Consider the following 11,872-nt stretch of genomic DNA (forward strand, 5'->3'; position numbering starts at 1 on the left):
CCCAGAAAACAGGGATGGATCAGGCCTGGATCGACGGCCAAGGTCAAGCCATCGCCTAGACGTGCTCGGCGACCCTGGCCTGGCTGGCATGACCGACCTCGCCGGTGAGCCTGGCGACCGCGCCCGGCGTGATCTCGTGCGACAAAAGGCGGTCGAGATCGACAGGGCGCGGCATCGAAATCTGGCCGCGCGGGATACGCTTGAAGCCGAGCGGCCCGTAATAGGGCTCGTCGCCGACCAGTATGACGGCGGGTGCGCCGGCCTTTGCAGCCGCTTCGAGCGCGATCGCCACCAGCCGGCGACCGATGCCGAGATTCTTGAAGGCCGGCCGCACCGCGAGCGGCCCGAGCATCAGCGCGCGGCCGGCACCGGCGGCGATGCGGGTCATGCGCACCGAGGCGACGACGAGATCGCCATCGACCGCCACAAAGGACAGTGCACGCTCGTGGCCGCCGGCTTCGCGGATCTTGTAGGCGGCCAGCACGAAGCGGCCGGGCCCGAAGGCCTCGTCATTGATGGCTTCGATTTCGGGGTCGTGCGCCGGAGTTTCCGGCAGGTATTTCACGTCGGCAAGGCTCATGGTCTTTGCGTTCCGGTAGAGGAGGAAAGGTTGCTGCAAACGGCAGCGTTCGCCAGTCAGCGCTTCATCAAGCGCGGGCGCCCTTTCGTCGTCGGTCAAACCGGATCAAAGCAAAGTCGAACATGCGGAGTGTCCGCTAGCATCAATTTTCGGCCGCCGCAATTGGCCTGATGTGTTCGCCGTCTCCGTCAAGTGACGGTCTGTTCAGCGCCTGACGTCTTCGGCGGGGCAAACTTGCGCCTAGATAATGCGGAAGGATGCAAGGAGATTCGCATGGGATTGCTGGTCGAGGGCAGGTGGCAGGATCGCTGGTACGATACGGCTGACAATGGCGGCAGGTTCGTGCGAACGCAGTCGCAATGGCGTGACTGGATCACCGTCGACGGGGCGCCGGCCGAAGGCCGGAGGCGCGGCTTCAAGGCCGAGCCGGGGCGCTACCATCTCTATGTCTCGCTCGCTTGCCCGTGGGCGCATCGGACGCTGATTTTTCGCGCGCTGAAGAGGCTCGAAGGCATCATCTCCGTCTCGGTCGTGCATCATTTCATGGGCGCCAACGGCTGGACATTCCTGGCCGAGGACGGCGCCACGGGCGACACGCTCTACGGTCTCGATTTCCTGCACCAGATCTATGCCAAGGCCGATCCCGCCTATTCCGGCCGGGTGACCGTGCCGGTGCTGTGGGACAAGAAGGAGCAGACCATCGTCTCCAACGAGTCTTCCGAGATCATCCGGATGCTCAATTCGGCGTTCGACGCATGGGGCGATGCAAGCCTCGACTTCTATCCCCAGGACCTGCGCAATGAGATCGACCGCGTCAACGCGCTGGTCTATCCCGCGGTCAACAACGGCGTCTACCGCGCCGGCTTCGCCACCACGCAGCGTGCCTATGAGGAGGCGTTCGGCGAATTGTTCGCGGCGCTGGATACGTTGGAGGAGCGGTTGTCAAAGCAGCGCTATCTCGTCGGCGACCGCATCACCGAGGCCGACTGGCGGCTGTTCACCACGCTGGTGCGCTTCGACCCGGTCTATGTCGGCCATTTCAAATGCAATTTGCGGCGCATCGCCGACTATCCGAACCTGTCGAACTATTTGCGCGATCTCTATCAGGTGCCTGGTGTCGCCGCGACTGTGAACCTGCATCACATCAAGGCGCACTACTACGGCAGCCACGAAACGATCAATCCGACACGAATCGTGCCGGTGGGGCCGGAGCTCGACTATGGCGCGCCGCATGACCGGGCAAGGTTCGCGATCTGAGAGCCCGTGCGAGAATTCATGATGCACGGGCAATGCGTCTGACGAGGGTCATGATGCATGCCGCGCAAAGGAAGACTTTTGCGGACTTGATGTCGCTTGCGGATCTTTCCAGAGCCGCCGCTTTCGGCTGATCCACGCTAAGAAGCGTTCAACAACCCACCGCTTGGGATGAACGGCGAACCCAATCTGATACTTCGGTTTGCGGACAATCTCGACATCGACGAGCGTCGCAGTTTGCGACTTAACGGCTAAGGCAAGCTTACCAATAGGGCGACGCGGGTTCCTCCCCAAAAACTTCGGCGATCCGTCGCAGCGTTGCCGGCGTCGTTCCCTCCGGCAAACCATCGAGCGGGAAGAAGCCGGCCTCGGCGATCTCGTGGTCCGGCAGCTTCGGTATCGTCTGACTGAAATGCTCGATGACGTAAAAGCCGACATGGTCGCGGCGGCTGGAGCGGCAGTTGAAATGCATCGACTTCAGCACCGCCGGCGCGTTCAGCGCGATGTTGCCTTCCTCGGCGAGTTCGCGCACCAGCGCCTCAGCTAGCGTTTCTCCGACCTCGACGCCGCCGCCGGGAAGCTGCCAGCCGGGCACATAGGTATGGCGGATCAGGAAAACGGAATTCGTCGCGGTATCATGGACGAGCCCGCGCACGCCGAGCGTCATTGGCCGCCGCAGCACGAAATATAGATGGAACAGCCTGGCCCGCAAACCCGGCCAGCCGGTCTGTCGGAAGATGTCGTCCGGATTTGCCATCAGGTGCGAAACCGGTAAGAAAACCTTGAGTGGAAAGCGCGGCGCTGGTCGCCTATGAGGGATGGATGTTCAGGCTCGCGCATATTTCCGATGTCCATCTGGGGCCGCTCCCCGATGTATCCTATCGCGATCTCGCCTCCAAGCGCGTGCTCGGCTACGTCAACTGGCAACGCAATCGCCGGCGCCACATGCATGACGCCGTCATCGACGCCATCACCGCCGACATCAAGGCGCAGAACCCCGACCACCTCGCCGTCACCGGCGACCTCGTCAATCTGGCGCTCGACGGCGAGATCGAGATGGCCAAGCACTGGCTGGAGACGTTGGGATCGCCGAACGACGTTTCCGTGGTTCCCGGAAACCACGACGCCTATGTGCCCGGCGCCTTCGACAAGGTCTGCCGCGCATGGGCGGCCTGGATGAGCGGCGACGGCGTCAACACGCCGGTCGACCGCAACGCGTTCCCGTATCTGCGCGTGCGCGGCAATGTCGCGCTGATCGGCGTCTCGACGGCGCGCGCCACGGCACCCTTCATGGCCAACGGCTTCTTCATGGAAGGGCAGGCGGAGCGGCTCGGCAAGATCCTGCGCGATGCGGCCGGGCAAGGCCTGTTTCGCGCGATCATGATCCACCATCCGCCGGTGCGCGGCGCCGTCTCGCAGCACAAGCGGCTGTTCGGCATCGCCCGCTTCCACAAGGTCATTCGCAAGAACGGTGCGGAACTTGTCCTGCACGGTCATTCGCATCTGCCGTCGTTGTTCCAGATCGGGCTGCGCGGCACCAAGGTTCCAGTGGTCGGGGTCGCCGCCGCCGGCCAGGCGCCGGGTGGCAAGCATCCGGCCGCACAGTACAATCTGTTCGATATCGATGGCGAAAAGGGCAATTGGCGCATCCGGCTGACGCGGCGCGGCCTGACCGGGCCGGCAATACCGCCTGCCGATCTGCAGACCTTGGAACTGGGTGTGGAGGCCAGCGCTTCTATGGCCGCAGGCTGAACACCATCGCCACGAGGCGGTCCCAGAACAGGGCGACCGACACCGCCAGGCCGACCAGTGCGCCTGCGGCGACCAGGCCAAGGCCTGACAGGAAGGCCGACCAGCCCTTGCCGCGTTGCGGCGACCGCAGCGGCGGCTCCGCCTCCGCCACCTCGGCGCGTCTCATGCTGGCGACGGCCGGCTCGACCCCGCCCTCCATCATCCTCTGGCGCTCGACGATGCGCTCGGCGACATACCGGGTCACCGAATCGGCAACCGGCTTCATCTCGGTCGATTCGGCAAGCACCACACGGCCGATGCGGGTGTCCTTGAGGAAGCGGTAGGTGCGGCGGTCGCGCCCCATGGCGACATGGCTGACGGCATCGATCCACAGACGCGGCTGCAGCCCTGACGAAACGACGAAGTCGAAATTGTCCATGTCGGCGGGCACATCGGCAAAGACGGGTGCGAGTTCGGCGGCCAGGAGATCAAGGCGCATGCGATGCGCCTCGCGCATGTCGACGACGACATCGTCGCGGTCGGCGAAGGCGTTCTTCACATCACGGACGGCATCGGACAGTTTGCTTGACGGATCGATCTTTTCGCCTGCGTCCTTCATCGGCGTCTGCCTCGCGGGTTTGGTTAACACGGGGTTAACACAGACGCCGGCAAAATGCACTGGCGAGATGAAGCGGACCGACGCGCTGTGGGATGTTGCGCCGACGCGCGTCGCGTTACGCGACGCGCTTCAGATCTTTGTTTCATGCATGTCGTGCTCCCAAAAGCGAGGTCATTTTTGGGCGACATGCATTAAGCAACTCAACTGGCCGCGGCGGCGAGTTTGGGGCGAACGGGTCTGGCCCGACGGTTCATATTGCGCCGGATGATGCTGGCGATCAGATCGGGCGCTTCCTCGATCAGCATATGGCCGGCCTCCAGCACTTGATGCACATGAAAGCGCGCCGGCAGGTCGTCGGCTTGGGTGAAGGGCAGCACCGCGTCATCACTGCCCCATACCACCATCACCGGCATGGTCAGCCTGTCCAGATGCCCACGCGGGATGACGCCTTGCCGGTCGTCCCTGGTCATGGCGGCGGCGATCGCGACGAGTTTTTCCGATTGTCCGGGTCGCTGGCGCATTTCGCGGAGCGTATCGGCGGTGTGATCAAAAGGCGGCGCCCGTGGACCCGACATGGCAGGCGAGGATCTCGGACAGACTCTGTGCGCCGGCATAACGACGCAACAGCGGCCCGTTGATCTCCGGGCCGAAGCCGCCAGGCGCCAGAAGCGTCAGCGAGGCCACCCTCTCCGGCTCGGCCAGAGCCATCAAGGTCGCCACCGCTCCGCCCATCGAATGGCCAACGAGATGGATGCGTTTGGCCCTGCGGGCCGCAAGGTCGGCAAGAACGGCCCTTGCCGCCACCTTTGCAGGCCCGGCATCGGGAAAGTCGAGCGATAGGCCATGTCCCGGCAGGTCATAAGCAAGCGTGCGCGCGGAGGGCGCCAGCGGGACGATCACGTCGCGCCAGACGTCAGCGCAACCGCCGAAACCGTGCAGCAAGACGATGGTCTTGGACCCGGCACCCTTTTCGGCAGCGTGGAGCGATGAGATCATGAAAGCGGACGGTATCAAATTGCGGGAACGCTTGAAATGCGACTGGATTGCTCTTTGTCCATGGCCAGTAAACCTTTCGCGATTTTCGCGAGCGCTGGCATGTCATCCAAGGGTTCGTCCGGCAAAAGCCGGGAAATCAGCCGGATCGGCGCTTCGTCCTGTGGGCGCGAACGCCCAACAATTCCATTGGTCCAAACGAGGTCAGCTGGCGTTGCCGAGCCCGGCGGCGCGCAAGGCGCCGATCAGCCGCTCGGTCAGGTCGGCCGGATATTTTCGGTCAATGAAGGTCGCGCGAGGGTTGGCGGCGAATTTGGGGAATTTGGTGGTGAGTTCATCGAGCAGCTTACGTGCCAGGCTGTCCTGACCGGAGATCCTGGCGCCGATCAGCCGGGCTGCAAGATAGTGTGACTTTGTTGCGGTGGTTCTCAGGGCAGAGCTGGCGATCGCGGCCTTGTTCGTGTCGCCAAGCATGAATTCCCCGGCGAAAAGCCCGAAATCCCACCATGTCGGATGGCCGCTGGAGGCATCCACGGCATGGGCCAGAAGGGGGGTTCCCTCGGCGTAGCGGCCGGCGAAAACCAACCCATAACCATAGGCGGCCGCCATGGCGACGTCATAGGGGTTGAGGTCATAGGCCTTGCGCATCCAGCGCAGCGCTTCGTCGGCGTTGCCAAGACGCGAATTGATGTAGCCGTAGGAACGATGCGCATAGGGACTGGTCGGACCGATCTGCACGGCGCGATGGGCGAATGTCATCGCCTTCTCGATCGTCGCATCCGGCGGATAGGCGTAGTGGTCGTTCACGGCCTCGAGGTGTAACGAGGCGAGCTCGGAATAAACAAGCGACGATCTTGCGCCGTTCTCGGCAAGGGTTTCGAGGCAGCGATAGGCGGCCTCGTGGGTTCTGGCGTTCTGGTCGAGATAGTATTTCCCATTGAGCAGCAGGCACTGCGTCAGGCCGTTCTGAATGCCGCTCTGCTCGATGTAGTTGTAGATCGTGCCGGACGCGGGCAGCGCCGAACTCAGGATGCCGGCGACACGGTCCTCGACGGCCGATGGCGCGCTGTCGGCGACGGTCAGCTTGCGCGACAAAAGCACACGTCCGGTCGCCACGCTTTGCAGTTCGATGGTGATCTCGCCAGCGCCCGGTCCAGGCAGGACATCGAACATGAAGCTCGTTGCACCGGCGACCGGATCGGTCTTGTCGACAGTGTCGCGACCGATGAAATCGATCGTATCGAAGCCGCTCAGGCCGGCGCGCAACGACGCGGCGACGCGGGCGGCGTCCGCGCCGCTGGCCTTGACGGCGATGTAGACGAGCGGCAGGGCCTCGCTGACCGGGGACGGCCCGATGCTGCTGCCGGCGTTCTCGAACGTCGCCGGCAGATCGCCGCCGGCGAGCAGCGCGCCGCCGCCCTGACGCAGGATCAGGACGCCGAGCATGGCGATGACCACGGCGATCGCCATCCAGAAGAAGCGGAGGTGGCGCGCCACCGAAGGCACGGGAGCTGCCGCCGGCGCCAGCAATGCGGCGGGTGCCACGGCCTCCTCGGCAGCACTGGGGTGCTCGGCCGGAGCCGCCGCCGGCGTCTGCTCGGCGGGTTTGGCTGCTTCCGGCAGACGAATGGCGTTGAGCTCATAGGCGGGGACGTAGCCGCCGCGTGGGATGGCGATGCGGACGGGGTCGGCGATGCCTTCGTTGGCGAAATACTGCTGCAGCAATTCGCGCAGCCGGCCTGCCTGCACCCGCACCACGGCATCGGTCGATGGATCGAAATCGCCGTCCTTGCCGAAGACGTCCATGGCGATGGAAAAGCCCTTGAGCCTGTCGGCTTCGCCGGCCTGTTCGCGTTCGACGAGATAACGGATCAGTTTGCGCGCGCGCTCGGACCGTCCGAACGTTTCGCTGGCAAGCAGTCGCTCCAGTGTCTCGCGCACTGCGGGGGCGGCAGGCGTGGCATGCTGCAAGTGTCGATCCTCTCGAAGTCGGCACAGGTTGAGGCGCGATCATATAGGGCTCGCATCACCACACAAGTATACACCCCTTATGCGATCGCGTACCTCACCGGATAATTTTCCGGTGGTTAATGACGCGGCCGATGCCGGCTACAGGATTGGTGGGTCGCCGGTGTCAGCCGTTTGAGGCCAAGGCCGAAAAAACGGCTGGCGCGAGAGCGGTTGTGATCTCTCGCGCCAATCGTCGGTAGACGCTACCGCGGCTTGCGGCCGACGATGCGGTTGGCGGCCGACGTCACCGCTTCCAGCGAGGCGGCGACGATGTTGGTGTTGATGCCGGCGCCGAACAGCTTGCCGCCGGGATATTCCATTTCGACATAGGAAATGGCGGATGCATTGGAGCCACGCTGCATCGAGTGTTCGGAATAATCGAGCACCGACATCTCGATGCCGACATGGCGCGACAGCGCATCGACGAAGCCGTCTATCGGGCCTGTGCCGGTGCCGGTAATGGTCACTTCCTTGCCCTTGTCGAGGATCACTGCCTCGATCACGCGCCGGCCCTTGACCACTGTATCGGGATAGGTGTGGTGGTCGAGGAATTTCAGGCGCGCGCCCGGCTGGTCGACATAGGTTTCGAGGAAGCGCTCATGGATGCGCTTGGCCGGCACTTCCTTGCCCTCGGCATCGGTGATCGCCTGGATCGCCTGGCTGAATTCGATCTGCAGGTTGCGCGGCAGATTGAGGCCGTAATCGGCCTGCAGCACATAGGCGATGCCGCCCTTGCCGGACTGCGAGTTGATGCGGATGATCGCCTCGTAGCTGCGGCCGACATCGGCCGGGTCGATTGGCAGATAGGGCACCTCCCACAGGCCGGTGTTGGCCTTTTTCAGCGCCTTCATGCCCTTGTTGATGGCGTCCTGGTGCGAGCCGGAAAAGGCGGTGTAGACGAGCTCGCCGACATAGGGGTGACGCTCGGGGATCTTCAACTGGTTCGAGTATTCGTAGACGTCCTTCAGGCGGTTGATGTCGGAGCAGTCGATGCCCGGATCGACGCCTTGCGTGTACATGTTGAGCGCCAGCGTGACGATGTCGACATTGCCGGTGCGCTCGCCATTGCCGAACAGCGTGCCTTCGACGCGGTCCGCGCCCGCCATCAAGCCGAGCTCGGTGGTGGCGATGCCGGTGCCGCGGTCATTGTGCGGATGCAGCGAGATGATCAGGTTCTCGCGGTTGTCCAGATTGCGGCACATCCACTCGATGCGGTCGGCATAGATGTTGGGCGTCGACATCTCGACCGTCGACGGCAGGTTGATGATCAGCTTGTTGTCCGATGTCGGCCTGACGATCTCGGTGACGGCGTTGCAGATCTCCAGCGCGACTTCGAGCTCGGTGCCGGTAAAGCTTTCCGGCGAGTATTCGAAGCGATAGCCGCCGCCGGCCTTGGCCGCCATGTCGGTGATCATCTTGGCCGCATCGGTGGCGATGCGCTTGATGCCGCCCACATCCTTTTCGAAGACGACGCGGCGCTGCAATTCGCTGGTCGAATTGTAGAAATGCACGATCGGGTTGGTGGCGCCCTTCAGCGCCTCGAAGGTGCGCGTGATCAGCTCGGGCCGGCACTGCACCAGCACCTGCAGCGACACATCGGCGGGCACGTTGCCTTCCTCGATGCACCAGCGGGCAAAGTCGAAGTCGGTCTGCGAGGCCGAGGGGAAGCCGATCTCGATCTCCTTGAAGCCCATGTCGAGCAGCAGGCCGAACATGCGCGCCTTGCGCTCATGGCCCATCGGATCGATCAGCGCCTGGTTGCCGTCGCGCAGGTCGACCGAACACCAGATCGGCGCCTTGTCGATGACCTTCGAGGGCCAGGTGCGGTCGGTGAGGCCAACCGTCGGATAGGGTTGATATTTGCGGGCCGCGTCGGGCATGCCGCGGGCTGGTTCCACATGCTCGCCGGCGACCGCGGCGTCAGGGCGGATTTGTTCTCGTGCGTTCATCGTCTTGTTCTCCCGGCGGCCCTCGGATCCGTCTCGGACGGATGGCTGGCGAGTGGCGCCTCTACCAGATTTTCGTTCGCTTGATGTGACTGCCAATTTTGAGACTGGCCAAGGAGCATGCGCTTGCGCGGCGGTTCGACCGCCGGGCGCTCCTTCAGCGAACCCGGCGATCGCCGATAAGGCCGAGAAGAAGCAGGGTCGAGGCAAGCGCGCGCACGGTCTCGCCGGCAAAGCCGGTCTGACGGGAAGCGATGGTGGCGCGTGTGTTCATGCCGGTTCTCATACAGGAGCGCCCCCGCAGAGGCAAGCGGGGGCTGAATCCGTTGAACATTATCCCAATGCGGGTGCTCTTCCCCAGGCGGCGCAAATGCGCCAGACTTGCGCGCCGGCGGGGCTGCGGTGCGCCGCCGCCATGAGGGGGTGTCCATGAATTTCGTGTTCTTCTCGCCGCATTTTCCAACCAACGGCGCCGATTTCTGCGACCGGCTGAAGAAGGCCGGTGCCACCGTGCTCGGCATTGGCGATGCGCCCTATGACGTGCTGGACGGCAGGCTGAAGGCAGCGCTTTCGGAATATTACCGCGTCGCCGACATGGAGGACTACGATCCGGTGTTCCGGGCGATGGGGCATTTCATCCACAAATGGGGCCGCATCGACCGGTTCGAATCGCTCAACGAACACTGGCTGGAGCTGGAGGCCAACATCCGCACCGACTTCAACATCTACGGCACCAAGCTCGATTTCGTGAAGAACCTGAAGCGCAAGAGCCGCATGCGCGCCTTCTTCCGCAAGAGCGGCGTCGAGACCATCGCGCAGCGCAAATGCTCCGACCGCGCCGGCGCGATGACCTTCATCCGGCGCGTCGGCTACCCGGTGGTGGTGAAGCCCGATAGCGGCTCAGGCGCCTCGAATACCTTCAAGATCTCCAACACAGGGGAGCTCGACCAGTTCTTCCGGGACAAGCCCGAGGACGTGACCTTCGTCATGGAGCAGTTCATCGAGGGGCTGGTGGTGACCTATGACGGGCTGGTCAACCGCGACGGCGAGGTGGTGCTGGCGGCCAGCCACCGCTACGACCAGAGCGTCATGGAGGTGGTCAACAAGGACCGCCATATGAGCTACACCTGCTTTCCCCATATCAGGCCAGCGGTCGAGGAGGCCGGCCGCAAGATCCTGAAGGCGTTCGACGTGCGCGAGCGCTTCTTCCACATCGAGCTGTTCGAGACCAGGGACGACCGGATCATCGCGCTGGAGGTCAACATGCGGCCGCCCGGCGCCTGGATGACCGACGCCATCAACTACACGTTCGACATCGACGTCTACGCGGCATGGGCCGACATGGTGGTCAAGGATGCCGCCGGCGGACCCTATGAGGGCAAGTATTTCACCGCCTATGCCAGCCGCAAGCGGCACCTCCACTATTTGCACAGCCACGAGGACGTGCTAGCGGCGCACCGCGACAAGATCGTCCACCATCAGGCCATCGAAGAGGTTTTCAGCCGCGCCATGGGAAATTACGCCTACCAGATGCGCTCGAAGGATCAGGCGGCGCTGCGCGAGGCGGTTGCCTATATCCACGCGGAAAAGGCCTGAGGCGATGGACATCTCCTATCACAAGCATTTCTCCGGCAAGCTCGGCCGCGACATGGAATACAAGCGCTACGGGCATGCCGGCCGGCCTGTGGTGGTGTTCCCGACCTCGCAGGGGCGGTTCTACCAGTTCGAGGATTCCGGTGGCGTCGGCGCATTGGCCGAGTTCATCGACACCGGCCGTATCCAGCTGTTCACGGTCGACGGCATCGATTCGGAATCCTTCTTCGACAAGCATGCCGACGCCGCGCATCGCATCGGCCGCCACGAGGCCTATTTCCGCTATGTGCGCGAGGAGGCGCTGCCGGAAATCCTCTCCACCGCATCGGCCGCCAATGGCGGGCGCAGGCTGAAGCCCTTGTTTTCAGGCTGTTCGATGGGCGGCTACCATTCGTCGAACTTCGTCTTCCGCTTTCCGGAGCTGGCAAGCGGCGTCATTTCGCTGTCGGGGGTCTATTCGGCCCGCGATTTCTTCGGCAAGGCGCTGGAGGGCGACATCTTCTACAACTCGCCGCTCGATTACCTGCCCGGCATCGTCGATCCGAAGCTTTTGGCCCGGCTGAAGGCGCTGCGGCTGATCTTTTGCTGCGGGCAGGGCGCCTGGGAAGAACGCATGCTGGTCGAGACGCGCCAGCTGGAACAGATCCTGCGCGACAAATCCATTCCCGCCTGGGTCGACTATTGGGGCGGCGACGTCAGCCATGACTGGCCGTGGTGGCACAAGCAACTGGTCTATTTCTTCGGCCGCTGGCTGGATGATGATCTGATGCACAGGTTGGACTGATGAGCACGCGCGACGCGATCCGCCGCCTTGTCCAAGCCACCAATGCCGGCGATACCGAAGCCTTCTAGCCGCATCTAGCGACGATGCTTTCCTGAGCGACTGGGGTCGCGATTTCCGTGGCCGCGACGGGATCGCTCGGTGGAACCTGTCGGACAATATCGGCGTCCAGTCCAACCTTCGCATCGTACGCGTCGCGCAACGCGACGGCGTCTATCATGCCCGCGTCGCCGTGACGGGCAACGGCTTCAAACAGCGAGGGCGACATGCCCTTGACGCTGGACGGCGATCGGATCGCAAGCCCGGTCATCAGCTGAAGACCGGATGCGTCAAGGCGCCTTCCCGCGGTTTCGTCCAAAAATATG

At 63.5% G+C, this 11,872-nt stretch carries 10 protein-coding genes and 2 pseudogenes; 4 read left to right on the forward strand and 8 right to left on the reverse strand.

The features are described from left to right. Nucleotides 1-55 precede the first annotated feature (55 nt). Nucleotides 56-580 carry an N-acetyltransferase gene (locus FJV83_RS07105; protein ID WP_027047317.1) on the reverse strand — a complete coding sequence of 175 codons (525 nt, stop codon included), beginning with the start codon at nt 578-580 and terminating at the stop codon, nt 56-58. Between the two features lie 273 nt (nt 581-853). Here FJV83_RS07105 and FJV83_RS07110 point away from each other — a divergent pair, with 273 nt between their 5' ends. Beyond that, nucleotides 854-1,837 carry a glutathione S-transferase family protein gene (locus tag FJV83_RS07110; RefSeq protein ID WP_095792751.1) on the forward strand — a complete coding sequence of 328 codons (984 nt, stop codon included), beginning with the start codon at nt 854-856 and terminating at the stop codon, nt 1,835-1,837. A 16-nt stretch (nt 1,838-1,853) separates the two neighbouring features. On the opposite strand, the pseudogene FJV83_RS36880 reads toward FJV83_RS07110, so the two are convergent. Both FJV83_RS36880 and FJV83_RS07120 read right to left on the reverse strand, forming a co-directional pair. Continuing rightward, nucleotides 1,854-2,071, reverse strand: a pseudogene (locus FJV83_RS36880) (IS5/IS1182 family transposase); the annotation flags it as partial. A gap of 25 nt (nt 2,072-2,096) precedes the next feature. Then, nucleotides 2,097-2,591, reverse strand: coding sequence for an NUDIX domain-containing protein (locus FJV83_RS07120; RefSeq protein ID WP_095773469.1), 495 nt, complete (start codon nt 2,589-2,591; stop codon nt 2,097-2,099). A gap of 65 nt (nt 2,592-2,656) precedes the next feature. On the opposite strand from FJV83_RS07120, the gene FJV83_RS07125 reads away from it, so the two are divergent. Next, nucleotides 2,657-3,586, forward strand: a complete 930-nt coding sequence (locus FJV83_RS07125) for a metallophosphoesterase (protein ID WP_095773703.1) — start codon at nt 2,657-2,659, stop codon at nt 3,584-3,586. On the opposite strand, the gene FJV83_RS07130 is transcribed toward FJV83_RS07125, so the two are convergent. The 4 genes and pseudogenes from FJV83_RS07130 to leuA all read right to left on the reverse strand — a co-directional run bounded on the left by FJV83_RS07130 (nt 3,570) and on the right by leuA (nt 9,136). Continuing rightward, complete coding sequence (locus FJV83_RS07130; protein ID WP_095773704.1) at nt 3,570-4,184, reverse strand: hypothetical protein; 615 nt, start codon at nt 4,182-4,184, stop codon at nt 3,570-3,572. The genes FJV83_RS07125 and FJV83_RS07130 overlap by 17 nt on opposite strands. Nucleotides 4,185-4,384: 200 nt before the next feature. Next, nucleotides 4,385-5,180 (reverse strand): annotated as a pseudogene (locus FJV83_RS07135) (alpha/beta fold hydrolase). Between the two features lie 201 nt (nt 5,181-5,381). Continuing rightward, nucleotides 5,382-7,148 (reverse strand): hypothetical protein, encoded by a 1,767-nt coding sequence (locus FJV83_RS07140; RefSeq protein WP_142884433.1) that lies wholly within the window; start codon nt 7,146-7,148, stop codon nt 5,382-5,384. Nucleotides 7,149-7,390: 242 nt separating this feature from the next. Next, nucleotides 7,391-9,136 carry a 2-isopropylmalate synthase gene (leuA, locus tag FJV83_RS07145; RefSeq protein WP_142884432.1) on the reverse strand — a complete coding sequence of 582 codons (1,746 nt, stop codon included), beginning with the start codon at nt 9,134-9,136 and terminating at the stop codon, nt 7,391-7,393. A gap of 426 nt (nt 9,137-9,562) precedes the next feature. Here leuA and FJV83_RS07155 point away from each other — a divergent pair, with 426 nt between their 5' ends. Together FJV83_RS07155 and FJV83_RS07160 are read left to right on the forward strand one after the other, a co-directional pair. Next, entirely contained in the window at nt 9,563-10,729 is a 1,167-nt protein-coding gene (locus FJV83_RS07155; protein WP_095773473.1) for an ATP-grasp domain-containing protein, read from the forward strand. A gap of 4 nt (nt 10,730-10,733) precedes the next feature. Next, nucleotides 10,734-11,510, forward strand: a complete 777-nt coding sequence (locus FJV83_RS07160) for an alpha/beta hydrolase-fold protein (RefSeq protein ID WP_095773474.1) — start codon at nt 10,734-10,736, stop codon at nt 11,508-11,510. A gap of 64 nt (nt 11,511-11,574) precedes the next feature. Here FJV83_RS07160 and FJV83_RS36360 read toward each other — a convergent pair whose 3' ends face one another. Next, nucleotides 11,575-11,817 (reverse strand): hypothetical protein, encoded by a 243-nt coding sequence (locus tag FJV83_RS36360; protein ID WP_185973262.1) that lies wholly within the window; start codon nt 11,815-11,817, stop codon nt 11,575-11,577. Nucleotides 11,818-11,872 lie beyond the last annotated feature (55 nt).

Source organism: Mesorhizobium sp. WSM4307 (genome assembly GCF_007003945.1).
In the GTDB taxonomy this organism is placed as follows: domain Bacteria; phylum Pseudomonadota; class Alphaproteobacteria; order Rhizobiales; family Rhizobiaceae; genus Mesorhizobium.

Coding starts and splice junctions, on each gene's coding strand:
- FJV83_RS07155 (WP_095773473.1), top strand. CDS start 9,563: ATGAATTTCGTGTTCTTCTCGCCGCATTTTCCAACCAACGGCGCCGAT.
- FJV83_RS07125 (WP_095773703.1), top strand. CDS start 2,657: ATGTTCAGGCTCGCGCATATTTCCGATGTCCATCTGGGGCCGCTCCCC.
- leuA (WP_142884432.1), bottom strand. CDS start 9,136: ATGAACGCACGAGAACAAATCCGCCCTGACGCCGCGGTCGCCGGCGAG.
- FJV83_RS36360 (WP_185973262.1), bottom strand. CDS start 11,817: ATGACCGGGCTTGCGATCCGATCGCCGTCCAGCGTCAAGGGCATGTCG.
- FJV83_RS07160 (WP_095773474.1), top strand. CDS start 10,734: ATGGACATCTCCTATCACAAGCATTTCTCCGGCAAGCTCGGCCGCGAC.
- FJV83_RS07105 (WP_027047317.1), bottom strand. CDS start 580: ATGAGCCTTGCCGACGTGAAATACCTGCCGGAAACTCCGGCGCACGAC.
- FJV83_RS07130 (WP_095773704.1), bottom strand. CDS start 4,184: ATGAAGGACGCAGGCGAAAAGATCGATCCGTCAAGCAAACTGTCCGAT.
- FJV83_RS07110 (WP_095792751.1), top strand. CDS start 854: ATGGGATTGCTGGTCGAGGGCAGGTGGCAGGATCGCTGGTACGATACG.
- FJV83_RS07120 (WP_095773469.1), bottom strand. CDS start 2,591: ATGGCAAATCCGGACGACATCTTCCGACAGACCGGCTGGCCGGGTTTG.